Here is a 25,375-nt window from a genome sequence, read left to right as displayed (position 1 = left end):
GGAGATCCGCCGCCGTACCCGTGTGGTGGGCAGCTTCCCGGACGGCAACTCCGCCCTCATGCTGGTCTGTGCCCGGCTGCGCCATGTGGCCGGTACCCAGTGGGATAACGGCAGTACCCGTACCGGCATATTGCTGCATGGCGTTTATGACGCAACTATAGCAGTAATATCAACTGGTTAAGGGAACGATCGAAAATGTCTTGTCAAAAAATACCCACAACAACTTTACACTATCCGACATCTTATTTTAACTGTATTAATTAAGACGACTGTGATATACTGTTTATAAGGGCTCTTATTTTCGAAAGAAAATGACTAATTTTATTAGTGGATAATAACTTTCCTAATCAACAAATGTGGTAAAACTCATTTTACATAGGCTTGTATGTAGATTTGAAAAAATAAGAACTATAGAGAAGAGCCCTAAACAAAAAAAGGGGTTTAATACGTGGAAAAAATAGAAAATGAAGAAAAAATAAGGGAATATGCTCAAAATTTATCTAATCGAATTTGGGTAACAAGAAAATGTCGTATTAATGCTTCTGAACGATTGGAAACATATGCTGCTTTAACAAAATTTTTTCAAATATATTATTCTACGATATCTTTTATAATGACAATTGCAAATTTTTATTTTTTTTCTAAACATATGCCGAATGATTTTTTAACATTATTACTTCCGATATATTCTAGTGCTACGTTATTCTTTTCTTTATTTTTTTCTTCTCAAAATTTTAAGGAAAGGGCTATTTGCTTTAAAGGGAATTACCACAAATTGGATCGGTTGAATAGAGATTTAGAGTATAAGTTAGAAGTAAAGCAGATCAATTATTCGGATATTGAAGAGATTGAAAAGCAGTATTTAACTTCTTTAGAGAATTCTGCAAACCATGCTTTTGTAGATCTTATTAGATATCAATGGGATGAAAAATATGATGATTATTTTGGAAATAATCATGGATTATTAAAAAAAGTGAAAGATATAGTGTATGCAAATGTTTTATTTTACCGATGGTATGGTTTAGCCTTTGCTTTTTTTCTTGCTCCTCTAATATTAATTTATTATAGTGTAATTTGTTTTTTTGTTAGACTGTTTTAGTGATAGGATTATTTAATATGAATACTCACGATTTGTTTTATGCAAAATTTATACCAGAAAGTATAAAAAATTATTATTTGAACAATGTAAAACGAAATGCATCTCCTGGCCTTGATAAAGTCAATACCAAATATTTTGAATATAAACTTGATTTTTATCAAAAAAGCATTTCAAGTAAAATATTTTCAGGTGAGTATAAATTTACGCCATATAAAGAAAAATTGATCATAAAAAATAAGGATAAAAATAGGCAAATATCTTTACCGACAATAAAAGATAAGATTGTATTAGGATTATTAAAAGAATATTTGATTGAGCAATATGGCGCTGAAAAATATAAAATTATACAAATTTTAATTGCTGAATTGATTAATAATATTTGCAATTACAATAGTTTTATAAAAATTGATATACATGATTTTTATGGATCAATTAATCACAATAGATTAGAACAGACATTACAAGATAAAGGGATACTTCTTGAGGCACTAGAGTTAATATTAAAAGCGATAAAGAATCCAACAGTTTCAATAAATAGGCGATCTGGTCTTGAGAAAAATTTATGCGGTATTCCACAAGGAATTCCTATTTCCAATATTTTATCGTATTTTTATTTAGAAGCATTTGATGAGGAATACATGCAAAGAAAGGATATTCTTTATTTTCGATATGTCGATGATATTTTAATTTTATGCCAGTCCAGTCAACGTGAGTTAATAAAAGAACAATGTATTAAATTATTAAAAGAGGACTATGACTTGTCTGTTAGTAAGGAAAAGTGTAATTGTGGAGAAATAAAAAATGGATTTACTTATTTGGGATATAAATTCGATGGAAAGAATATAAGCGTTAGACCGTCATCAATAAAAAAATTTGAAGATAGTTTACAAAAAATATTTGAACGATATACACATTTGAAAAAGAAAAATATAGATTTATTTATATGGCTATTAAATTTGAGAATAACCGGATGTATTCATAATAACATAAAATATGGATGGCTTTTCTTCTTTTCCCAAATAAATGACAAGAAGTTATTATTTCATCTTGATTGGTTAATTAAAAAATATATAAAACGTTATAAAATTGATATGTCAGGTTGTAGAATAAAGGTAAAACGATTTGTACGCACATATAGTGAGATTACTAATAATTTGCATCATACCAGATATATCCCAAATTTTGATAATTGGTCTAATGAAGATAAATTATGGTTGTTAAATGATATTTGTAAACAACAAATGAATGAAAAGACTGGTTGGAGGATGGAGGATATAGAAGAACATTTTTTAGGAATGATATATAAACGAGTAAAAGAATTAGAACGAGACTTGCAACATTTTTCATAGTCCTTTCAAAATAAATTAAGTATAATGAGTTTATATTCTTGCTATTGTATGATTTACTGCAATAGCATTTTTTATGTATGAAATGGAGCATTTCTATGAAAGGAATCATATTAGCCGGTGGTTCGGGGAGTCGCTTATATCCGCTAACCATGGTAACATCAAAACAATTACTGCCCGTATACGACAAGCCTATGATTTATTATCCTTTGTCTACCTTAATGCTGGCAGGGATTCGAGATATTTTGATTATTTCTACGCCTACGGATTTGCCGAATTTTGAGCGGCTTTTGGGTGATGGTTCGCGGTATGGGATTCATTTGAGCTACAAGGTGCAGCCGTCGCCCGATGGGCTGGCTCAGGCCTTTATTTTGGGAGAAGAGTTTATTGACGGTGAGCCTTGCGCGATGATTCTCGGCGATAATATTTTTTATGGCGCCGGGTTGTCCAAGCATTTACAGGCTGCGGCAGCCACTGAGCAGGGCGCGACGGTGTTTGGGTATTATGTCGACGATCCGGAGCGGTTCGGCGTCATTGAGTTTGACGATGACGGCAAGGCCATTTCTATTGAAGAAAAGCCGGAGCATCCGAAGTCTAACTATGCCGTCACGGGCTTGTATTTCTATGACGAAAAGGTCTGCGAATATGCCAAGAAGGTCAAGCCGTCGGCCCGGGGCGAGCTGGAAATTACTGATTTGAACAAGATGTATCTGGAACAAGGGCAGCTCAACGTCGTTACCTTGGGACGGGGCTATGCTTGGCTGGATACGGGGACGGTGGCCAGTCTGAGTGACGCCTCTGATTTTGTAAAGGCTGTAGAGACGCGGGCCGGCATTCAGATTGCGGCATTGGAAGATATTGCCTATATGCACGGCTGGATTACAAAAGACATATTGGAAGAAAGCGCTGAAAAATACGGCAAGAGTCCCTATGGACAGTATTTAAAGAAGGTAGCTGAAGGGCGGTTCCGCCGCGATGGATAGGGGAGTTGTTTTTTGCATCCTGGTATGAAATGGAATAGAGAGGGTTATCATACATGAATATTATCGTTACCGGCGGCGCCGGATTTATTGGCAGTAATTTTGTGTTTCACATGCTTCAGACGTATCCTGAGTACCGCATTGTGTGCTTGGATAAGCTGACCTATGCCGGGAATTTGTCGACGTTGGAGCCGGTTATGGGGAATGGTAATTTCCGTTTCGTTAAAGCTGATATTTGCGACCGGGCGGCGGTGTATCAGCTGTTTGAAGAAGAGCATCCTGACATGGTTGTCAATTTTGCCGCCGAATCCCATGTGGACCGGTCTATTGAAAATCCGAGTATCTTTTTGGAAACGAATATCATGGGGACGGCGGTGTTGATGGATGCCTGCCGGAAATACGGCATTACGCGCTATCATCAGGTGTCGACAGACGAAGTATACGGCGATTTGCCCTTGGACCGGCCCGACTTGTTCTTTACGGAAGATACGCCGATTCACACGTCCAGCCCGTACAGCAGCTCTAAGGCTTCGGCTGATTTACTGGTGCTGGCCTATCATCGGACCTATGGGCTTCCTGTGACGATTTCCCGCTGCTCCAACAACTACGGGCCCTATCATTTCCCGGAAAAGCTGATTCCCCTCATGATTATCAATGCTCTTCATGATAAGCCGCTGCCGGTATACGGCGACGGCCTGAATGTGCGCGACTGGCTGTATGTAGAGGACCATTGTCGGGCGATTGATTTGATTCTCCATAAGGGGACTGTCGGCGAGGTGTACAATGTAGGCGGCCACAATGAAATGAGAAATATCGATATCGTCAAGCTCATCTGCAAGGCCTTGGGCAAGCCGGAAAGCTTAATTCAGTTTGTGACGGACCGGAAAGGCCATGACCGGCGCTATGCCATCGACCCGACGAAGATTCATCGCGAGCTGGGCTGGCTGCCGGAAACGAAGTTTGCCGACGGCATTCAGAAGACGATTCAATGGTATGTAACCCACGAAGACTGGTGGCGGCCTATCATATCAGGTGAGTATATGGCGTATTATGAGAAGATGTATGGCAATCGGTAAGGGAAAGGAGCAAGTCGGATGAAGGTATTCGTAACGGGCGTCTGCGGCCAGCTGGGTCACGACGTCATGAATGAGCTGGCGAAGCGGGGGCATGAAGGAGTCGGCAGCGACATTACGGCACAGTATGTAGGAGCAGCCGATGGTTCGGCAGTGGTGTCGATGCCCTATATGCAGGTGGATATAACCGATAAGGATGCTGTACAGCAGACGATAGCAGCAGTGCATCCCGATGCGGTAGTACACTGTGCGGCTTGGACGGCTGTCGATTTGGCCGAAGACGAAGATAAAATTGACAAGGTACGGGCTATTAACGCCGACGGGACGAAATACATCGCCGAAGCCTGCAAGGCTGCCGGCTGCAAGATGATGTACATCAGCACGGACTACGTCTTCAACGGGCAGGGAACGGAGCCTTGGCAGCCGGACTGTAAGGAGTACCAGCCCCTCAATGTATATGGGCAGACGAAGCTGGAAGGGGAATTGGCCGTAGCCTGTACGCTCGATGCCTATTTCATCGTTCGCATCGCCTGGGTATTCGGCTTAAACGGCAAGAACTTTATCCGGACGATGCTGAATGTCGGCAAGACCCACGATACGGTCCGCGTTGTAAACGACCAAATCGGCACGCCGACGTATACGCTGGACTTGGCCCGTCTTCTCGTGGATATGATTGAAACGGAGAAATACGGTTATTACCACGCTACGAATGAAGGCGGTTATATTTCTTGGTATGATTTTACCTGTGAAATTTTCCGTCAGGCTGGATATACGACAAAGGTCGTGCCGGTGACGACGGCGGAATACGGATTATCCAAGGCGGCGAGACCCTTTAACAGTCGGCTGGATAAATCTAAATTAGTGGAACAAGGATTTGCGCCGCTGCCGGATTGGCGTGATGCCGTAGCCCGGTTTTTAGCGGAAATACGGAACGAAGTAAATGAATGATAACGTGCTACTATGTGGGAGGAACGACGATGAAGGTGACGAAGACGATATTAGACGGCGTAGTTATTTTGGAACCACAGGTATTTGGCGATAACCGGGGATTCTTTATGGAAAGCTGGAGCAAGCGGAAGATGGAGGAAGCGGGACTGTTTTATGATTTTGTACAGGATAACCACTCCTCATCGACGGTAAAAGGCACGCTGCGAGGCATCCATTTCCAAAAAGGCGAATGGTGCCAGGCCAAACTGGTGCGCTGCACTCGCGGCGCCGTTCTCGATGTAGCCGTAGACCTGCGCAAACATAGCCCGACGTACAAGCAATGGGTCGGCGTAGAGCTGTCGGAAGAAAACAAAAAACAGCTCCTCATCCCCAGAGGCTTTGGTCACGGCTTCGTCACGCTGACCGACCACGTAGAATTCATGTATAAAGCTGATAATTATTACGCTCCTCAGGCCGACGCCGGCATCCGCTGGAATGACCCGACGATCGGCGTAGACTGGGGCGTGACAGATCCGATTTTGAGTGAAAAGGATAAAAAGAATCCTTGGTTTGCAGATATTGAGGGTGAGTTGGAGTTTTACATCTTATAATTTAATAATTCTGTATAATATAGAACCGGCCGCTGATGACAAGGCCGGTTTCTGTTTTTTCAGCAGTGGTTCAGGGTATCTTTACATATGATATATATGTTAGAATATATATGTAGTTGACTACCAATGTAAAAAATATGACATGCATTATAGAAAGTGATGTGAGTATATGATAACATCCGTTGAAATGACTAATTTTGGATTGCAGAAGCATATACGATGGGATCATTTAAGCAGGATAAATCTTATTATCGGTGAAAACAGCAGCGGCAAGACATTTGTATTAAAAGCTATCTATACAGCGTTAAAGACGTTGGAACAATATAAAAAAGGGAAAGAAGTAAAGGGCTTGGCGGATATTTTATCTGACAAGCTATACTGGACATTTCAAGTAGATAAATTAGGGGATTTAGTTACGAAAGGGGAGAACTCCCTGTCGTTTTCTATGCAGGAAGAGGATCATAGTTTTTCTTATGAATTCGGAAAGGATACAAATCACCAGATATCCAAGGTCAATACTAATTATACAGAATCGAGGAAGGATTCCTCTATTTTTATTCCGGCTAAAGAAGTGGTTTCCTTATTTCAAGTTATATTAAAGTCGCGGGAACAAGACGCTATGTTTGGGTTTGACGATACGTATTTGGATTTAGTGAAAGCGTTGCAGGTTCCGCCAATGAAGGAGAAAAATTACTCTGCTTTTTCAAGAAGCAAAAAAAAGTTAAAAAATATTTTTGATGGGCAAATTGTATATGACGTGCAGCAGAATCAATGGCATTTTCAGCAGGGAAATACAAAGTATCCTATAGGCGTTACTTCGGAAGGGATTAAGAAAATTGCTATATTGAATCGTTTGCTGTCCAATCGGTATTTATCGAATCATTCTATTATTTGTATTGATGAAGTAGATGCGGCGCTGCATCCCAAAGCTATTTCTGAGTATTTGGATATTATTTTTGATTTGGCACAAAATGGCATACAGTTTTTTATTGCGACCCATTCGTACTTTGTTATCAAAAAGTTATGCCTTCTTTCACAGCAACATAATATGTCTATTCCTGTTTTATCACTGGATGGGCAGAAGGAACCGCATTTTGACGATATGAAGGATGGCATGCCTGATAATAGTATTATTGACGAGTCCATTCGATTGTATAAAGCTGAAGTCGATATGGCTCTGGGAGTATAGGCGATGATTACATTTACCGAATCAGGAATGAATTTTTCGTACGAAGAGCAGAATACATTTTACATAGAGAAAAGTGAGTTGTATGAGACTAGTTTAAGAAATCATCAGGTTTCTTCTGTAGAATGTATTACAGTACGGACACATCGTAACTATCATAAGGTACTGTTTATAGAAGCCAAAGCATCGGCACCCAATCCGAATGGCCCGAAAGGGATAGGGCGATTCGAAGAATTTGTGGAAGAACTTTGCGTTAAATTCAGACATTCTCTGGCGATGTGTTATGCTATATTGCATGATGTTCATGGTATAAAGGACAGTACTTCGCATGACATGGGGGCGGTATTGCGGTCATGCCTAGAGGCACAGCCACAGATTTTGTATGTAGTTATTATTCAAAAGCATGAACCAAGCTGGTGCAACGGGTTGCAGGAGGCTTTGCATAAAGCATTAACCTCGATGCGGTCTATTTGGAAAATACAGGTGGTCGTGATTAATGAAGAGATTGCCCGAACAGTGCAACTCATACAATAAAAGGAGTTAATATGATACGTAAACGAATTCGCAAAGCCGTTATTCCGGCAGCCGGTTATGGTACGCGTTTTTTGCCTATGACCAAAGCCATACCTAAGGAAATGCTGCCTGTTGTAGACAAGCCAGTGATTCAATATGTCGTAGAAGAAGCGCTGCAGAGCGGCATTGAAGAAATCCTGATTATCAGCGGTCATGGAAAGCGGGCTATTGAAGACCATTTCGATACTAATATGGATTTGGAACTGCTGCTGAAACAAAAGGGAAAGACGAAGCTGCTCAGCATGGTGCAGCATATTTCTGAAATCAATGTCCATTATATCCGGCAAAAGCATATGCGGGGCTTAGGCGACGCCATATTATGCGCTAAGTCCTTTGTCGACGACGAGCCGTTTGCGGTGCTGTTGGGCGACGACGTCGTGTATAACGAAAGTCAGCCGGCGCTGCGTCAGCTGCTGGACGTATATACTAAAGTAGGCGCGACTGTATTAGGATGCCAGAAGGTACGGAAAGAGCAAGTAGCGTCCTATGGAATTGTCGACGGCATACCGACAAGCTGTCCGGATCTATTAAAAGTGGTAGATATGGTAGAAAAGCCGACGGCCGATCAGGCTCCGAGCTGCGTTGCGGCATTAGGACGATATATTTTCACTCCTGATATTTTCGAAATCCTGCAGCGCATCCCTGTAGAACCTCATGGCAAGCTGCAGCTGACCGACGCCATCAAAATCATGGCCAGGCGAGAAGCCGTATATGCTTATAACTTCAAAGGCCAGCAATATGATACAGGCGATAAACTGGGATATTTAAAGGCCATGATGGAGTATGCTTTGCGGCGGGATGATCTGAAGGATGAGTTTAGGGAGTATTTGCAGGGGATTATAAAAGAATAAATGCAGAATAACCGGTCTCAGCTCATATGGTGGGGTCGGTTATTGTTATATGACGAGAAATCTTGATTGATACGTTATCATTTTTTTAGAAAAATGGACTACGTCGTATAATCTTTATGATTTAGATTGGGAGAATAAGTTATGTATATAAGCAAAGAAAATCGGAAAAAATATGGAGAGATTGCTTCCTTGTACGAAATTTTTTATGATACATATAGTCGGTCTGATTTTTCTACTCGAAACTTAGCTAAAGCCGCAGCAGTATATCAACGGGAGATTTTTCTGCTTCTTACCATATTACTGACAGTTGCTGTAACTTTTATTGGGCTTATATTAATGTATTATGGATCTTACATGGCTCAGCAAAAGATAGCTGCGGCCTTGCTTGTTTTTTTTGATTGCTATTGGTTTGCTTATGTATATAGGTCGGAAGCGAAAACGTGCGTTGGTACTTTTGACTGTATTAGAAGATATTGAGAAAGCCAGAAGAAAGTAGACGTAAATGCAGACGTATATGCGGTTTCTTTATCCTGTTTTATCAAATGACTATAAGTTATTGTTTTGGAATTGCTTTTCCAGGTATTCTATTGTTATATAGTTAAATTTATTGAAGAACACAAACGAATTAAAGTAGAATTATTAGATAAAAGATTTTATCATATTTTATTAATAATTTTATGGAGGCAGAAATATGGCAAGATATACAGACGATGAGATAAGGAATATGTCTAAAATTATGTTAACAATTGGCGACGAGGGAGGAATGAAGCTGAGAAATGCGGGAATGTCCGATTAATACTGTATGCAGATGGTGTAAATTTGAAATAAATACGGCAGACAGGGATAATATATGTTACAATATAATTATTATGAGCTTTCGTATATTGAAAATTAGGTGATATCATGTTTACTCAGTTAATAATTAAAAATTTTAGATGTTTTGATATGTTAGAGCTAGATAATTTAAAACTTATTACTTTAATTGGCGGTCGCAATAATACAGGGAAATCTGCTATTTTAGAGTCGTTGTTTTTGGCAGTTGGATATAAAAACCCAAATATATTTTTAGCATTAGCTGCAGGCAGAAATGGCAATGGAATACTGCAGCCTACTCCTCAAAGAATTTGGAATCCTTTGTTTTATATGTTTGAAAAAAATGCTCAATTTGATTTGATGTTGCTGCGAGATACTGGTATTGCATCTACTTTAACTATGAGGAAGATTTCTGATGAATCTGTGGATTTAGATGTAAATACAGATACAGTAACGAATATATTAAAGCAAGGGTATAATCCGAGCAGTCTCGGTTCGTATTTTTTTTCATTGCAATATGAATATACTCTGGATGGGCAGAAAAGCATTGGTAAATTCTCTTTTGAAGATAAAAAGATAAAATACATATCTTTATCTGTGCCGAAAAAAGAAGCACAATTGCCTATAGTTAAAGCTATCTTTTATAAGAGTATATATATCCCAGACAATACGACGATAGCGGAATGGATCAGTCGATTGATATTAGATGGAGAAAAAGACCTTATATTGTATGTATTAACAAGCTTTGACAGCAGAATTAAGGATATTACAACTATTGTGGAAAACGCTGTTCCATACGTATATGTTATATTGCATGATGGGCAGAAGATGCCAATCACTTATATGGGTGATGGTATTAATAAAATTTTGCAATTATTATTGTGCATTCTTACGACGCCAAAGGGTGTGGTGTTGATTGATGAATTAGAAAATGGATTTCACTATAGTACATATGCTAAAGTATTGCGCGTATTGTATCAGACAGCATTGCAAAAACAGTGTCAATTATTTATTACGACGCATAATGTTGATATATTAAGAGAATCGGCAAACGTCATGAGAAAATTAGAACAATTGGATTCTGTATGTTATCAGCGAATTGATTTTTCCCAAGGAAAACGCCATGCGTATTCTTTTTCAGGAGAAGAATTGGAATCAGCGCTGGATATTCAGTTGGAGGTGCGCTAAAACATGGCGGAACGTAAGAGTATCAATTTAATAAATCATTGCCACATGTTATTCTTTGTGAAGGGCAAGATGAATGGTATTTTTTAGTGCAGTATGTTGGGTATTTGGTAAAGCAGCATGAAATTTCAGATTCCATAAACGTTATTAATATGGGAGGTAATGAAGAACTTCGTAAAAATTTACCTATTTTACCTAAAGTAGATCATTATCATGAGATGAAAGGATTTCTTGTAGTCAGAGATGCTGAAAAGGATGCAGTAGGTGCTGGATGCTCACTGAAGGAAAGCTTTTCGAAAGCCTTTGGAGTATGTATTTCTGATAACGGAGATTTTTTTGTTAGTGATAATGGGATAAAATATGGATTTGTATTACTGCCTGGAAAAGGGGAGAACGGTGCATATCATAATGGAACATTAGAGGACTTATGTTGTTCTATTATTGACGAGGATGCAGCGATTAAAAATAGGATTTTTGAGTATATAAATTATTTTCTTGAAGGGACAGGGAATCTGCACAGAGTACCATTTAAAACGCCGCATAAAAATAAATTGCATGCCTACTTTTCAGGAACGAATTTTTTTGTCGGTATGAAGATTGGAGAAGCTGCTAAGGCTGGATGCTTTAATTTTTCTAGTCAAAAATTAGAATTTTTGAGAAAGGCTATTTTAGAATTAACTGCAGATGATTTAAATGAAAAATGAGCTTCATGATTTAGTAAAAAACTCTTGCCGTTATAAACTATAACGGCAAGAGTTTTTTTATGTATTCTATGGTTTATTCCCAATCGGCAATAAACGGAATACCATAAGCTTTCATGAACAGCTTATTAAACAGATCGCGGGACGAGGTGGTGGCTGTGGTGATGGGGAACCATTCTGGTTTTTTCAGGGTCAGGAGCCAGGCTTCTTTTGTTTCGTAGTTCAGCTTATAGGTTGTGCGGCCGATGTTTTTTGTCGTACCGTCGGGCGAGACGAGGAAGGAGTTGACGGATAGGACGTAAATAGGCGGCGCGTATTCGTCGATGGAGAGTGTGTCGACCAGGTCGACTTGATAGTAGCCTTGGTGCATGGCTGTCGGCGCGTAGTGAGGGCTTTCGTCGTAGTCGTTCCAATCCATCGCTTGAGCTGCGCAGGGAAATAAAATGGCTCCGCTGATTAAGGCGGCGGCAATGCCTTTTTGCAGGATATTGATCATATGGGATACCTCCTAATAATAAGTACAATTTTTGCTTATATTACTATTTATTATGTTGTTTCGTCAATAGGATGATTGCTGTATGAGCATCGCGTCCCGGTTAATTTTTGCAAGTACGAGTAGTAAATATAAACTTTTTGGAAGGAATATTGATTTCTATATATGGGCAGATATATAATGATCGTAATCCAAGAGAGGATATATTTTACTGGAAAGGATGACTGACGATGCGGTATCAAAAGGTATCTAATATAATTATGACAGCTGTGATGGGGCTATGTGCTGCCATGGGCGCGCAGGCTGCCGACACGAGAAATCCAAGCCAGGAGCCCAATGTCGTTTCCAGCTATGAATACCAGTCTGTTTCCTATGGAAATACGGCTGACGGCAAGACCTATCATCGCGTCGTGACGAAGCGCAACGGCGTGACGGAATCGGACGTGACGACGGTCGATGGAAACGGCGGCGTTCTGACGTGGGATACGGACGACAGGGGACGCCATGTGGAAGGCTATATGAACGGCATCCAGCTGAAAGACGGCAACGTGACGGCGAATACCATAGCGGCGAAGCATGTGCAGGCTTCCGGTGCGGATTTAGGAAATATATACGGCAGACGCGTGGAAGCACCGACAGGGACGATTGGCGGCGTTGCCTTTGCAGGGCAGGGCGTTGTGACTGGAATACAGACGGATGAAACCGATCCGACGTCGGCAGTCAGCGTAGCGTACTTGCAGCAGAAGTTAGCTGAGCTGGAAGCGGAAAACCAAAGGCTGCGGGAAGAGCTTGAAGCCTTAAAAAAGTAAAGATATAACTTCACATAACGTAAGAGCATCCTTTTGTTTTTGTGCGTCAGCGCTGTAATTGATGAGGATGCTCTTTTTTTATCGCTCCAAGTTCTTGTTATTGGCCGTTGTTTATGATATATTTATAAAATGTTTACAGTATATTTACAAATGACAGCGGCGTCTCGCTGAACTGCCGGGAGGGAGAATGGTTGTGTTGAAAGAAGGGAATTCGATGCCGGAATTGGTTTTGAAAGTCGGCATAGTTGTATATTTTTTGCTGATTGTTCCCGTGGCGTTTGTGATGCCGGAGCATCTGGCTTGGGAGAATGGCCCGTTGGAAATACTGCAGAACATCGTTTTATTTTGTGATGTCGTGCTCTGTCTTGTCTTATTTCGTAAAACGGCAGGGCAGAAATTTCATCTGATCTGGTTGTCGGGAGCTGGATATTTTCTGTTGCTGCTGGGATGGGAAATGAGCTGGGGCAGAATCTTCTTTCAGACAGGAATGGATCAGCATGGCCCGACTTTCATTGCGATGAATGCCATCCCCGGACATCAATACATTCATGGCGGCATATCCATTTATACGGCGGCTGTGTTGGTATCGCTGATTTGGCTGGTGCCATGGAAGAAGATTTTTCATGAGCTGCCCTTTCCCAAGCTGGGATTTGTCATTTTAGTTTTATCCGCTATTTTGGCGGCATGCGGCGATAAAGGGCTGCTTTTCCATTCCTACTTGGACGGCAATATAGAAGAACTGGCCGAGCTTCTGGCGTATATGCTGCAGGGCGGCTTTGCCGCGTGGTATTACAAACAATTCAAGACGTTGAAATAGCGTTAACGGGCAAAACTATATTCAAAAAAACGAACGCCGTACATCACACATCGGATGTACGGCGTTGTTGTCGTATATGATGTCAAAATGAGGGCGGAGAAACGGCGAAGATGACGACGGCTGGGTCTTCTCCTACGTTTTGCCAGGTATGCTTCGTTTCGCTTTTGATGCGCACGCTGTCGCCGACATAGAGGACGCAGGTTTCGAAATCCAGGGTTAACTCGACGGTACCAGCCTGGACGAGGGCAACTTCTTCTCCCTTGTGAGCCAGCGGTTCCTGGCAGCTTTTGGCCTTAGGCGGCAAGGTGAGCTGCATCATTTCGATGGTGCCGTTCATGTCCGGCGTCAGGACTTCGTAATGAATGCCCTGGTCGATGAGCTGACGGCGGTTTTCCTTGCGGACGACGTCGCTTTGGATGTCGGGGCTGTCCAAAAAGAATCGGTATAGCGGCTCGTCTAAGGCGATGGACAAGAGGCGAATCGTATTCAGCGACGGAGACGCCTGCCCTCGCTCTATCTGGCTGAGCATAGACGACGTGATTTGCGACGCTTCAGCCAGTTCTTTTATCGTCAGGCCGCGGGCCAGGCGGTAGCTTTTTATTTTTTGACCTAATTGCAGTGATAAATCCATGACAGGCTCCTTTCTGTATTGATACTAGCAGACGAAGGCCTTCTTCGTCAACTATGCGGGCCGTCTCACGTCAGCTTATCCAGCTCTTCCATCATGGCCCGGCGCCGCTTGTACTGCTGCCGCCATTGACTGACGAGGGCCTGTACGAAGGGCGGCCCGCCGGGAAGGTGTTTCATCTTGCGCAGAATCCGTACGATTTTGACGTAGCTCGGACGGCCAAGGCCTTGGACGGCAATCTCTGTGACGATGTGTTCGTAAAGCTGAAGGAGCTCGTCGGGGAAATTCTCTTTGAGGATGGATTCGTATTGCTGTACTTCCGACAGGCGGCAATGCTTTTGGACGTGGCAAAGGAGGCGGTCGTAGAGCTTTTCTTCGGCGTATAGTTGGCCGGCGTAGGGATTGGTTCCCCAGCTGGTCAGGATTTTTTCCCGTTGTTCCCGCCATTCCTCCGGCTTATATTGACTCTTTAATTCCCTGTACAAATCGATATTGGCGACGTGGATGGTCAGGGCTAAATCCCACAGCATTTGGAGGTAGCGTTCCTGATTTCCTGTCTTTTTGTATAACTCCTTGAGTTTTTCGCAGCATTCGCGGGCGATGTACGACGGCGTGCTGTCGGCGGCGTAGGCTTGTTCCAAGACGGCAATCGCATTGGCGTCGTCTTGCTGCCATTCGTAAAATTCACTCAGCAGCAGGCAGACGCTGCCGTACTGTTTGTATTGGGCAATATAAGCTGCTTGTTCCTCGGCAGGACAGCCTTTTTGCTCCATCAGAAGGACATGGGTTTTTATTTTTTGCGGCAAGATGACGTTTTCAAAATCTGTCTGCCGGGCAGCTTTTTGTACTTCCTTATCGGTCAAGGCCAGCTTTTTGTCTAAAAAGTCCGGGCCGGGGAACTGCTGCAAGATAAACTGCATGGCACAGTCCTGGGCCAGCTCATACCATAGGCCGTCCTTATGGGTGTAATCGAGCTGCCGGGCTGCCCAGTCGAAGATGCGGAGCTGGTTTTCTGCCGTGCAGTAGGGAAGCAGCTTGCCGACGATTTGATAGCAGAAATCGAACAAGCACCACAGCCCGCCGTCGGAGTCGTCCATGTCCGTGGATTGCAGCTGCGACAGGGTGTAATCTACCGTTTTGAAAATACCGTCTGCCGTAGCTGCGGATATACGCTGGTCCAGGGACGATAAAAAAGAGTACAGCTCTCCTGTAAAATAACTGGCCTGTTCATAATCTATATAGTCATCCCAGCCGGCGTCGGCGAAAATGCGGTCAATTTCCCGTCTCCATTCTTTCAGCAGGCCCTTGGTCATGACGTTTTGCGTAAGCATGCGGAACCGGTTCTGCAGGGCCGGATCTTTTTCTAAGATGGAGTATAAAAAGGCGCGGACCGTTAAGTCGTCGGCGTTGTGTATAAGTTCAGCGAGGAGGGTTTCCTTGTCCGGCTTGCAGGTCATTTCGGGGAAATCAGGCAGAACGTCGGCTTTCCAGTCGTCTAAGACATCATCTTCTTCCTCTCCGCTTTTCCATTCCGGTTCATCGGGCTTTGCTGACAATATGAGGTCCTCTGTTTCCTGACAGGCGAACAGGACGGCGGCCATGTGCTTGCAGTTATTGTCGTCAGCCGCGTAAGGGCAGGTGCAGGACATCGCCTCAATGATCCCGTCTTTTATATCGATTTCAACGTCATAGTCTTCCGTTCCCAAGACGACAGCTGTTATTTGCGTGTCTGTAATTTTGAGATCCTCGACGGCGGCATCGCGGTAATACTCTGCTCCGCGATGCAGTATATGCGGTTTAAATAAGAGTTCCCAGTCCATTGTATGCCCTCCTCCTGCGCATAGTTGTACATAATAGTCTTATTTGAAGATATATCAAAACGTTGCCGTCAGGCGAGAGGGCAACGTTTTGCAGAATCTTATCGTTCATCACCTTTTAAGATGGTGATTTTTTGTTTAAAATGAATGGCTTCGTCAAACTCTTTAAGCATTTCCGGGCTCGGTTCCTTGTCCATCTTGCTGACGACGTAGATGGCGATGAGGGAGAAAATGAATCCCGGTACGATTTCGTACAGTCCCAGCCAGCCGAACTGCTTCCAAATCAGGACAGTCAGGCCGCCGACGATGATGCCGGCCAAGGCGCCATTTTTTGTCATCCGCCGCCAATACAGAGATAATAAAATGGTGGGTCCAAAGGCTGCCCCAAATCCTGCCCAAGCGTAGGCTACCATGGTGAGGATGTAGCTGTTTGGATTCAGGGCCAGGATGATGGCCAGGGCCGAGACGACGAGAACGGTGATGCGGCTGACGAGGATCAATTCCTTGTCGCTGGCGTTCTTACGGATAAAGGTATGGTAGAAGTCTTTGGAAATGGCCGACGCCGTGACGAGAAGCTGAGACGATGCCGTACTCATAATAGCGGCTAATACAGCTGATAAAATCAAGCCTGTTACGAAGGGAGAAAAGAGCAGCTGGCTCATGACGAGAAATACCTTTTCTGTATCGGCGCCAGTCAATGGATCGACTAAGACGATTTTGCCGACGAGGCCGACGAGAACGGCCGCTGCCAGCGAAATGACGACCCAGGTCATGGCGATGTGCTTCGATTTCTTCAATTCGTCGGGATTGCCGATGGCCATGAAGCGGACGAGAATATGAGGCTGGCCGAAGTAGCCGACGCCCCAGGCCAGTGACGAAATAATGCCGATGATACCGGCTGTGCTCGAGTCGGGCACCATTTCCAGCAGCTGGGGTGCATCGGCGGCGATACGGGTCATCGTTTCGACGGGGCCGCCGACGACGATCATGCCGACGAGAGGCACGAGGACGATAGCCAGGAACATCATGCAGCCTTGGATGAAGTCGGTCCAGCAGACGGCCATGAAGCCGCCCAAAAAGGTGTATACGACGACGACGCCGGCGCTGAGGAGCAGGGCCGAGAAGTAATCCATGCCGAAGACCGTTTCAAACAGCTTCCCGCCGGATACGAAGCCCGACGACGTATAAATCAGGAAAAAGATGAGGATAAATACGGCCGAAATGATGCGGATCAGGTTCTGGTCGTCGTGGAAGCGGTTTTTTAAGTAGTCCGGCATAGTCAGGCTGTTGTTGGCGATTTCCGTATAATTGCGCAGGCGCTGCGAAATATAATGCCAGTTTAAATAGGTACCGATGGCGATGCCGATGGCGATCCACGACGCGGACACTCCCGTAGAGTAGGCCAGGCCCGGCACGCCCATGAGCATCCAGCCGCTCATGTCGGACGCTTCGGCGCTCATGGACGTAATCCACGGACCGAGGCTACGGCCGCCGAGGATGTAGTCGCTCAGGTGCCGCTGGGAGCGCGAGTAATATACGCCGATGAGCAGCATTGCCAGCAGGTAAATAGCAAATGCCGTAATTACGGACACATTTGATTCAATCATGAAATAATTCCTCCCCCTGCTCCAACAGGCCGAACGGACGCGTCGGCAGGCCTGCTCGAGCGATTGTCTTGTAATAGCATTCTGTATATAAATAAAATAATGGTTTCATTGTACTGTACTTTTGCCCGGCAGGCAAGGGTTTTATCGTGATAAAGTGGAAAAAATTATTAAATGTATTTATAATAATAGAATCTAAATACATTTTTGATGAATTTTCCCATGCGGCGCGCCGCTGCCCGGCGAAACGCATGCCAATCACTGCATACAGAAGAATGGGAGACAGTTATGAATATACTGACGTTAGACAAGGTAAAAAAATCATACGGCCTGCGGGTTCTCTTCGACGACGTGACCTTCGCCGTCGACGGCGGGCAGAAATTGGGCCTCATCGGCTTAAATGGCGCCGGCAAGACGACGCTGCTGAAAATTATCGCCGGTCTGGCTGAAGCCGACAGCGGGGAAATCTGGAAAAATCAGAAGGCCCGCATTCATTTCCTGCCGCAGGAACCGCAGTTTTTGCCGGGCCGCACCGTACTGGAAAGCGTGCTGGACGGCGACCTGCCGGTCATGCAGCTCCTGCGCCGCTATGAAGAAGCGGTCCAGCGCGGCGACGACGAGGGAGTCGTCAAGCTGACGGAAGAAATGGATGCGAGCCATGCCTGGGAGCTGGAGCAGCACGCCAAGGTCATTTTGCAGAAACTGGGCATCGACGACCTGACGCAGCGCGTCGACGAGTTATCCGGCGGCCAGCGCAAGCGGCTGGGCCTAGCCCGGGCCTTGATCATGCCCTGCGATCTTCTCATCATGGACGAACCGACGAACCATTTGGATGATAAGACTATTGTGTGGCTGGAGGAATACCTCAGGGACAGCAAGGCGGCGCTTATTGTCAGTACGCATGACCGGTATTTTCTCGATACGGTTGTCGATTCCATGATTGAACTCGACAGAGGCCGGGTTTATACATATGAGGGAAATTATGCAGCGTATTTGGAGCTGCGGCAGGCGCGGCTGGAGCAGGAGGAAGCATCGGCAGAGAAGCGGCGCAACCTCATACGGCGCGAGACGGCCTGGATCCGCCGGGGCGCCCAGGCACGCTCGACGAAGCAGAAGGCCCGCCGCGACCGGTACGAGCAGCTCTGCGCCATTGAAGACGGCAAGCCTGTGGAAAACGTGGAAATCTTCGATACGTCCGTACGGCTCGGCAAGACCATATTGGATATTGACGACGTGGCCTTTGCCTATCCGGGGCAGGAGGCGTTGTTCAGCGGCGTGACGTATCACGTCGTCAAGCACGACCGCATCGGCATCATCGGCGAAAACGGCGTAGGGAAGTCAACGATGCTGAAAGTGCTGTCCGGTGAGCTGCAGCCTACGGCGGGAACACTGACTATCGGCCAGACCGTCCGCTTCGGTTTCTTTACGCAGCAGCTGCCGGAGTTCGACGAATCCATGCGGGTTATCGACTACATCCAGGAGCGCGGCCATTTCGTGACCAACCAGTTTGGCCAGCGCATATCGGCGACGCGCCTGCTGGAGCAGTTTCTCTTTTCCGACGAGATGCAGTATACCTATATTTATAAACTCAGCGGCGGCGAGCGTCGGCGCCTTTATTTGCTGCGCCTGCTCATGGAGCAGCCCAACGTCCTCCTTCTGGACGAACCGACCAATGATTTGGACATACCGACCCTTACGGTGCTGGAACGCTATCTTGACACCTATCAGGGCGTCGTCCTCGTCGTATCCCACGACCGCTATTTTCTGGACCGCGTAGCCGATAAGCTGTTCATCATCGAAAACGGGACGTGGAAAAGATATTACGGCGATTACAGCGACTATCTGGCCGAAACCCTTGCCGTCCGCAGCGAGAAAGACGACGTGAAAAAATCGCCGGCTGCGGCGCAGTCAAAGGGTGAAGCGGCTCCGGTTGCCCGCAAAGTTGGTCTGACGGCCCGGCAGGAGGAAGAACTCCGGCGTATTTTGGAGGAACTGCCGCAGTATGAAGGATTACTAAAAGGCATCAACGCGGCCATCGCGGCGGCCGGAAGCGATTACGAACAGGTAGAATCGCTCTTAAAAGAGCAGCAGGAGACGCAGCGGAAGGTCGACGAGCTGACAGAACGATGGTGCGAGCTGGAAGACTTGAAAGCGGAGTAAAAATATAAACATATGGACGGGTATGACATGGTATTTTTCGTATCTATGATAGTTTGAGCATTCATTCTTAACTATGCAAAATCAGCATAAAAATCATGTAAAAATCAGTAAATAAAATACGGTAAAGTAATGGAAATCAATTCTCTGTTTATGTTATTCTATAGGTAACGAAAAAAGTTTGTGATAAATGATTACATAGTTTGCATGTAAATATTTTTTACAAAAAGGAGAAAAAGATGTCTGTATTCCGTTCCAGATTCAAAGAACTTCAGCGGCGCGTTCCCATAGATGAACACAACTGTGCCGTTCAATTTGACGAAACTAAGTGCAAAAATTGCACATTGTGCCGCCGAGCCTGCTCCAACACGCAGAGCATCATGGACTATTACAGTTTGGCAAGTACGGGCGATATGCCGATTTGCGTCCATTGCGGTCAATGCGCTTCAGCTTGCCCCTTTGACGCTATTACGGAAGTAAACGACGTAGAAAAAGTAAAAGCAGCAATTCAGGATCCGGATAAAATCGTTATTTTCCAAACGGCTCCGGCCGTCCGCGTCGGCCTTGGCGAATCCTTCGGCATGGAGCCGGGGACTTTCGTTGAAGGCAAGATGGTCGCAGCCCTGCGGGCTCTTGGCGGCGATTACGTATTCGATACGGATTTCGGCGCCGACCTGACGATCATGGAAGAAGCGACGGAGCTGCTCCACCGCCTCCAGTCCGAAGAAATCCCTATCCCGCAGTTTACGAGCTGCTGCCCGGCTTGGGTAGAATTTGCTGAAATTTTCTATCCTGATCTCCTTCCGCATTTATCCTCGACGAAGAGCCCGATCAGCATTTTGAGCCCGGTCATCAAGACCTTCTTTGCGCAAAAGAAAGATATCGACCCGGGCAAGATCGTCAACGTCTGCGTTACGCCCTGTACGGCGAAAAAAGCGGAAATTCTTCGTCCTGAATTCAACAGCTCGTCTATTTTCTGGGATGTCCCGGAAATGCGCGACACTGATATCTGTATTACGACGCGTGAATTGGCGAACTGGATTAAAGAAGAAAATATCGACTTCGCTGCCTTGGAAGACAGCAAGTTCGACACCGCTTTCGGCGAATCGTCCGGCGGCGGCAAGATTTTCGGCAACTCCGGCGGCGTTATGGAAGCGGCTATCCGCACGGCGTACCACCTGTTTACAGGCCGTCCGGCTCCGAAGGATTTCATTCCCTTTGAAGAAGTCCGCGGCCAGGAAGGCGTTAAAAAAGCCAGCGTCGCTTTTGGCCACTTCGTCCTTCACGTCGCCTCTATCAGCGGCTTGGCTAATGCCCGTGCGTTTATAGACGATCTCATCAAGAACAACGATTTCGAAAACTATTCCTTTATCGAAGTCATGGCCTGCCCCGGCGGCTGCATCGGCGGCGGCGGACAGCCTAAGGTCAAACTGCCTCAGGTGAAAAAAGTCAATGAAGCCCGTATTGCCTCGCTGTATAAATCGGATGAAGAAACGGATATCAAAGCCAGCTGGCAGAATCCGGAAATCGAAGAATTGTACAAGCTTTTCCTTGACGAACCGTTGTCGGAAATGGCCGAATGGGCCCTTCATACCTACTTCAGCGATAAGTCCGATCAGCTGGGTAAGATGAAGAACCTGACGCCGGAAACGAACCCCATGTCTACGCGATTCAAACCGACGGTACATCAGCCGTTGTAATAGACCCATCATAGTTGCATAGAGACGTAAGACCAGCCTGACGTGTGCGGGCTGGTCTTTTTTTGCATGCGAACAATATAAATGATAAAATGAATCAATGTCTATTGACTTATGAGAATTATTCTTGTATAATTTGGTTATCACCAAGGTAATGAAAATGCATACATGCCTTGCATATTGCCGGAGTCTATCGTTTTCACAAGAGTAAAAGAGAGGAAACTAGGCGCACTCGCCACTGAAATTGCTGAGAACGATACCCATCTGACAAATGTAAAAAAAAGAAAACATATTTCATTTGGAAGGGGTAATTCATCATGAAATCAAAAGTATTTGCATCCTTAGCGGCCGTTATGGCAGTCAGCGCGACTTGCGCCTTTGCGGCCAATCCCTTTGTTGACGTACCGACAGATAGCTGGGCCTACAAATCGGTCGTAGAATTAGCTGACGCCGGCGTCATTCAGGGCGTCGACGGCCAGTACTTCCAGGGCCAGCGCAGCATTACCCGCTATGAAGCGGCGGAAATGGTAGCTAAAGCGATGGCTCATATGGATAAGGCGTCGGTGGAACAGCGGGCCCTTATCAACAAGCTTGCCGATGAATATGCCGACGAGCTGAACAACCTCGGCGTCCGCGTGTCGAATCTAGAAAACCGCGTCGGCAATATTAAATTCAGCGGCGACGCCCGCGTTCGCTTCCAGCACAGCAGTGATGCCGGCTTGAAAAATGATGATGCCTGGGATTACCGTATTCGCCTCCGCGGCGTAGCCCAGGTCAATGGCCGTACGACGGCGACAGTGGGCATCAGTACAGGTGACGTAAGCTTTGGCGGCAACGGCGCGGCCAGTGAAAATGCCGACGTATTTGCCGATGACATCAAAATCGATTACAATTTCGGCAGCCCGAACTGGAATTTGAGCTTGGGTCGTACTGATACGTACGTCCTCGGCGGCGAGAACGCCTATGGCTACCAATACGGTGACGTATTTGACAGAGCCGAATTGAAATACCAGAACGATTCCTTTGCCGTAACGGCTGGCTATGGTAAATTTAAAGAAGGCGGTATTGCCGGCGGCGAAAACGAAGACGGCGTGACGCTGGACGGCGTGAAGACCGGTTACGGTGAAATCGAAGGCTTTTTCGGCAATGGCTCGTCTGTCGGTGTATACTATAACCAGTTTTCCACGGCCGGCGGCAGCAATCGGACAGCTGCCGATTACTTTGACGTTGACGACCTTTGGGGTGCATATGCCAGTGTAAATATCGGTTCGAAATGGAATCTTTTAGCAAACTACGAAAGCATCAGCCGTGATGCCTCGGGCGACAGTGTCAGCGATCCGAAGGTCTGGATTGGAAAGGTTACCTATGGATCGGTCAGCGAAGAACAGAAAGGCTCCTGGGATGCCTGGTTAGAATATATTGACGCGGAAAAAGGAGCACTTATTGACGGGGCGACGAACTCCTGGCGCGACAACAGTGTTCTCAACGGCGTTACCTCGTGGGGCGTCGGATTTGATTATGCCGTAGGCAAAAACGTAGTGTTGACAGTAGGACAAACCTTTGGTACTGAAGGCAAAAACGGCTTGAAAGACCCTGACGAATTTACCGATGTAGAGTTAAATTTCTTCTTCTAAGAGACAAAAAGAGCCATTGTCTTTTACGTAAAATGTAGGAAAAGAAACAGAAAAATCTCTGTAATAAGCGTGTAAAAATGGCTGAAAATCGCATGGTGATGCGGTTTTCAGCCGTTTTGACGTACTGGCGGACTTTCGGTATACTAAGTTACGAAAAGAGCGGTGCCGGGAATGAATCCTGGGCAGGCGTCTCTTTGTAAAAGAGCGGAATAGAAAGACAAGAAAAGGCAGTAAAAGAGAGGAAACCAGGACGACTCGCCAATGAACCCTTTTCTTTTCTCCTAAAGACGCTCGCATGTAACGAGATAGGAAGAGTACTTAACTTTAAGAAAAGAGGTTTTTCAAATGAAATCCAAAGTATTAGCATCTGTAGCAGCTCTGATGGCCGTAGGCGCGACCTGCGCCTTTGCGGCCAATCCCTTCGTCGACGTACCGACAGACAGCTGGGCCTACAAATCCGTAGTAGAATTAGCTGATGCCGGCATCATTCAAGGCGTCGATGGCCAGTATTTCCAGGGCCAGCGCAACATTACCCGTTACGAAGCTGCTGAAATGGTAGCCAAAGCCATGGCTCACATGGACCGCGCAACAGTTGAACAGCGGGCTCTCATCAACAAATTGGCCGACGAATACGCTGACGAACTGAACAACCTCGGTGTCCGCGTATCGAATCTCGAAAACAAAGTCGGCAATATCAAATTCACCGGTGACGCTCGTCTCCGGTATCGTTATCAAAATGCTGTGGAAGGGCACAAAGGAACAGAAAATGATAAGTCTTGGGACTACCGTATTCGTCTCCGCGGCAAGGCGCAGATCAATGACCGAATGACTGCAACCTTAGGCCTCAGCACGGATAGCCAGAGCTTTGGCGACAATGGCGCAGCCAGCGATACCAATATTTTTGCTGATGACATTAAAGTGGACTACAATACGAAATCCTTTGGCCTTAGCCTCGGCCGGACTGATAAATATAAAATCGGCGGCCCTCGCGCATACGGCTATATCTACGGCGATGTGTTCGACCGTGCCGAAATGCAGTTCCGCGGCGATAAATTTGCTGTAACAGCTGGTTATGGTAAATTTAAAATGAAAGATATGTCGGGAACGTTTGATAAGGACGACAATGCAATAATGGACGGCGTAAAGACTGGCTATGCAGAAATCGAAGGCTTCTTCGGCAACGGCTCGGCTGCCGGTGTATACTACAATGACTTTACTGTAGGCGGCGGTTCTGTCCCTAATGATTCTTTCGACGGCGATGATCTTTGGGGCGCCTATGCCAGCATAAACTTCGGTTCCAAATGGAATTTCTTAGCTAACTATGAAAATGTCAGCCTTACAAAGAAAGACGATGTTACAAATGACGATAGTGCTGATTTATGGGTTGGCAGACTGACGTATGGCAAGGCCAATATGTCGGCTCCCAAATCCTGGGATATTTGGGTTGAATATATTGATGCAGAATCTGGTGTATGGCTCGATGGATCGACTGATTCGTGGAGATTTGGCGACCAGATGGACAATATCACCTCTTGGGGCGCCGGCGTGGACTACATCTTTGCTAAAAATGCAAAATTCAGCGTTATGCAGTCCTTTGCGTCGGATATCAAGGATGGAAACGCTTCCGATCCGGAAGAACAGACCCGCGCAGAATTTGTATTTGCATTCTAATTCCATTGAATCTATATACACGGAGACCGCTCAACTACGGGCGGTCTTCTTTTATATGAAAACTCAGTTAAATAGCCCGAAAATATTTATTTTAGCCTTGCCTTTTCTGAATTTCCTGTTATACTAAAGACAGGCAATAATGAAATCGCGAGTTGCCATGACGCACAAACCCCTCCATAGGTGCTAGCTATGGAGGGGTTTTAACGTTTATTATATGCCGAACGCTGGCGGCTAGTCTGGTTGCTTAGTGTTTTCTATCCAGACATTTGCAAATGTAATAGGATATCACATTTGCCGCGATAGAAACTAGTAATGAAACCGCGAGCTCAAACATGTCGCACCCCCTTCCTGTTGCAGGAAGTAAAAGCAACGCGTTTAGTATATCATAGACGGATTTGCATTGTCTGTAGACGAAGGGCGAGGGGGTTTATTTTTAACTAAATTTTAATCTATTAATAACAAATATAAGCTATCTATCAAAAATGGCCAGTCAAAAAAAATCCCACAATAACTTGACTTGATATTGCCAATAGTCGGAGTTAGTGTAAAATAATTGTGGGAAAACTTTACTGCACAAAAGTGAAGAACATATAAAAAGAGAAGGAACTTCTGAAGAACATATAAAAAGAGAAGGAACTTCTTTGGTATAATGAAATCACCACAATCTCACGCAAAGGAGTCCTTCTCATGAACATTATACAAC

Annotated in this window: 23 protein-coding genes; 19 read left to right on the top strand and 4 right to left on the bottom strand. The window is 45.2% G+C overall.

Annotated elements, in window-relative coordinates; genetic code table 11:
* The 13 genes from OCV58_RS11135 to OCV58_RS11075 form a co-directional block, all read left to right on the top strand.
* Window positions 1-181, top strand: a 181-nt coding sequence (locus OCV58_RS11135; protein ID WP_267312911.1) for a hypothetical protein, incomplete at its 5' end; no start/stop codon positions are given.
* Window positions 182-448: 267 nt separating this feature from the next.
* Window positions 449-1,099, top strand: coding sequence for an SLATT domain-containing protein (locus OCV58_RS11130; protein ID WP_154877886.1), 651 nt, complete (start codon window positions 449-451; stop codon window positions 1,097-1,099).
* Between the two features lie 17 nt (window positions 1,100-1,116).
* On the top strand, window positions 1,117-2,448 hold the full coding sequence (locus OCV58_RS11125; RefSeq protein ID WP_154877885.1) for a reverse transcriptase domain-containing protein: 1,332 nt from the start codon (window positions 1,117-1,119) through the stop codon (window positions 2,446-2,448).
* Between the two features lie 95 nt (window positions 2,449-2,543).
* Window positions 2,544-3,428 (top strand): glucose-1-phosphate thymidylyltransferase RfbA, encoded by an 885-nt coding sequence (rfbA, locus tag OCV58_RS11120; RefSeq protein ID WP_154877884.1) that lies wholly within the window; start codon window positions 2,544-2,546, stop codon window positions 3,426-3,428.
* Between the two features lie 53 nt (window positions 3,429-3,481).
* A complete protein-coding gene (rfbB, locus tag OCV58_RS11115) occupies window positions 3,482-4,501 on the top strand; it encodes a dTDP-glucose 4,6-dehydratase (protein ID WP_154877883.1) in 1,020 nt (339 codons plus the stop codon).
* 18 nt (window positions 4,502-4,519) lie between these two features.
* Window positions 4,520-5,446, top strand: coding sequence for a dTDP-4-dehydrorhamnose reductase (rfbD, locus tag OCV58_RS11110; RefSeq protein ID WP_154877882.1), 927 nt, complete (start codon window positions 4,520-4,522; stop codon window positions 5,444-5,446).
* 29 nt (window positions 5,447-5,475) lie between these two features.
* Window positions 5,476-6,036 (top strand): dTDP-4-dehydrorhamnose 3,5-epimerase, encoded by a 561-nt coding sequence (rfbC, locus tag OCV58_RS11105; RefSeq protein WP_154877881.1) that lies wholly within the window; start codon window positions 5,476-5,478, stop codon window positions 6,034-6,036.
* Window positions 6,037-6,205: 169 nt separating this feature from the next.
* Window positions 6,206-7,225, top strand: a complete 1,020-nt coding sequence (locus OCV58_RS11100; RefSeq protein ID WP_154877880.1) for an AAA family ATPase — start codon at window positions 6,206-6,208, stop codon at window positions 7,223-7,225.
* Window positions 7,226-7,228: 3 nt separating this feature from the next.
* Window positions 7,229-7,756 carry a hypothetical protein gene (locus OCV58_RS11095; protein WP_154877879.1) on the top strand — a complete coding sequence of 176 codons (528 nt, stop codon included), beginning with the start codon at window positions 7,229-7,231 and terminating at the stop codon, window positions 7,754-7,756.
* Between the two features lie 11 nt (window positions 7,757-7,767).
* Window positions 7,768-8,646: a UTP--glucose-1-phosphate uridylyltransferase GalU gene (gene galU, locus OCV58_RS11090; RefSeq protein ID WP_154877878.1), complete on the top strand. Its 879-nt coding sequence runs from the start codon at window positions 7,768-7,770 to the stop codon at window positions 8,644-8,646.
* Window positions 8,647-8,787: 141 nt separating this feature from the next.
* Entirely contained in the window at window positions 8,788-9,123 is a 336-nt protein-coding gene (locus OCV58_RS11085) for a hypothetical protein (protein ID WP_154877877.1), read from the top strand.
* A 426-nt stretch (window positions 9,124-9,549) separates the two neighbouring features.
* Window positions 9,550-10,647, top strand: coding sequence for an AAA family ATPase (locus OCV58_RS11080; RefSeq protein WP_154877876.1), 1,098 nt, complete (start codon window positions 9,550-9,552; stop codon window positions 10,645-10,647).
* Window positions 10,648-10,685: 38 nt separating this feature from the next.
* The gene (locus OCV58_RS11075) at window positions 10,686-11,348 is read left to right on the top strand and encodes a DUF3226 domain-containing protein (RefSeq protein WP_317239269.1); all 663 of its coding nucleotides are present in this window, start codon (window positions 10,686-10,688) and stop codon (window positions 11,346-11,348) included.
* A 73-nt stretch (window positions 11,349-11,421) separates the two neighbouring features.
* Here OCV58_RS11075 and OCV58_RS11070 read toward each other — a convergent pair whose 3' ends face one another.
* Window positions 11,422-11,841 (bottom strand): hypothetical protein, encoded by a 420-nt coding sequence (locus OCV58_RS11070; RefSeq protein WP_154877874.1) that lies wholly within the window; start codon window positions 11,839-11,841, stop codon window positions 11,422-11,424.
* 227 nt (window positions 11,842-12,068) lie between these two features.
* Here OCV58_RS11070 and OCV58_RS11065 point away from each other — a divergent pair, with 227 nt between their 5' ends.
* Both OCV58_RS11065 and OCV58_RS11060 read left to right on the top strand, forming a co-directional pair.
* Entirely contained in the window at window positions 12,069-12,647 is a 579-nt protein-coding gene (locus OCV58_RS11065; RefSeq protein ID WP_267312909.1) for a bZIP transcription factor, read from the top strand.
* A gap of 187 nt (window positions 12,648-12,834) precedes the next feature.
* Window positions 12,835-13,464, top strand: a complete 630-nt coding sequence (locus OCV58_RS11060; RefSeq protein ID WP_154877872.1) for a hypothetical protein — start codon at window positions 12,835-12,837, stop codon at window positions 13,462-13,464.
* 82 nt (window positions 13,465-13,546) lie between these two features.
* On the opposite strand, the gene OCV58_RS11055 is transcribed toward OCV58_RS11060, so the two are convergent.
* The 3 genes from OCV58_RS11055 to putP all read right to left on the bottom strand — a co-directional run bounded on the left by OCV58_RS11055 (window position 13,547) and on the right by putP (window position 17,516).
* On the bottom strand, window positions 13,547-14,095 hold the full coding sequence (locus OCV58_RS11055) for a helix-turn-helix domain-containing protein (RefSeq protein ID WP_154877871.1): 549 nt from the start codon (window positions 14,093-14,095) through the stop codon (window positions 13,547-13,549).
* A 65-nt stretch (window positions 14,096-14,160) separates the two neighbouring features.
* Window positions 14,161-15,912, bottom strand: coding sequence for an SWIM zinc finger family protein (locus tag OCV58_RS11050; RefSeq protein ID WP_154877870.1), 1,752 nt, complete (start codon window positions 15,910-15,912; stop codon window positions 14,161-14,163).
* Between the two features lie 98 nt (window positions 15,913-16,010).
* A complete protein-coding gene (gene putP / locus OCV58_RS11045; protein ID WP_154877869.1) occupies window positions 16,011-17,516 on the bottom strand; it encodes a sodium/proline symporter PutP in 1,506 nt (501 codons plus the stop codon).
* A 285-nt stretch (window positions 17,517-17,801) separates the two neighbouring features.
* Between putP and OCV58_RS11040 the strand changes: the two genes are divergently transcribed.
* The 4 genes from OCV58_RS11040 (at window position 17,802) to OCV58_RS11025 (ending at window position 24,672) form a co-directional block, all read left to right on the top strand.
* A complete protein-coding gene (locus OCV58_RS11040; protein WP_154877868.1) occupies window positions 17,802-19,673 on the top strand; it encodes an ABC-F family ATP-binding cassette domain-containing protein in 1,872 nt (623 codons plus the stop codon).
* A gap of 236 nt (window positions 19,674-19,909) precedes the next feature.
* Window positions 19,910-21,370 carry a [FeFe] hydrogenase, group A gene (locus OCV58_RS11035; protein ID WP_095629478.1) on the top strand — a complete coding sequence of 487 codons (1,461 nt, stop codon included), beginning with the start codon at window positions 19,910-19,912 and terminating at the stop codon, window positions 21,368-21,370.
* A 314-nt stretch (window positions 21,371-21,684) separates the two neighbouring features.
* Window positions 21,685-23,001, top strand: coding sequence for an S-layer homology domain-containing protein (locus OCV58_RS11030; RefSeq protein ID WP_154877867.1), 1,317 nt, complete (start codon window positions 21,685-21,687; stop codon window positions 22,999-23,001).
* A 345-nt stretch (window positions 23,002-23,346) separates the two neighbouring features.
* The gene (locus OCV58_RS11025) at window positions 23,347-24,672 is read left to right on the top strand and encodes an S-layer homology domain-containing protein (RefSeq protein WP_154877866.1); all 1,326 of its coding nucleotides are present in this window, start codon (window positions 23,347-23,349) and stop codon (window positions 24,670-24,672) included.
* The last annotated feature ends 703 nt before the right edge of the window (window positions 24,673-25,375 follow it).

The sequence above is a fragment of the Megasphaera stantonii genome, from assembly GCF_025567065.1.
Lineage (GTDB): Bacteria > Bacillota > Negativicutes > Veillonellales > Megasphaeraceae > Megasphaera > Megasphaera stantonii.
Note: the sequence above shows the minus strand (reverse complement) of the source record. Positions and strands in the feature narration are given on the sequence as shown.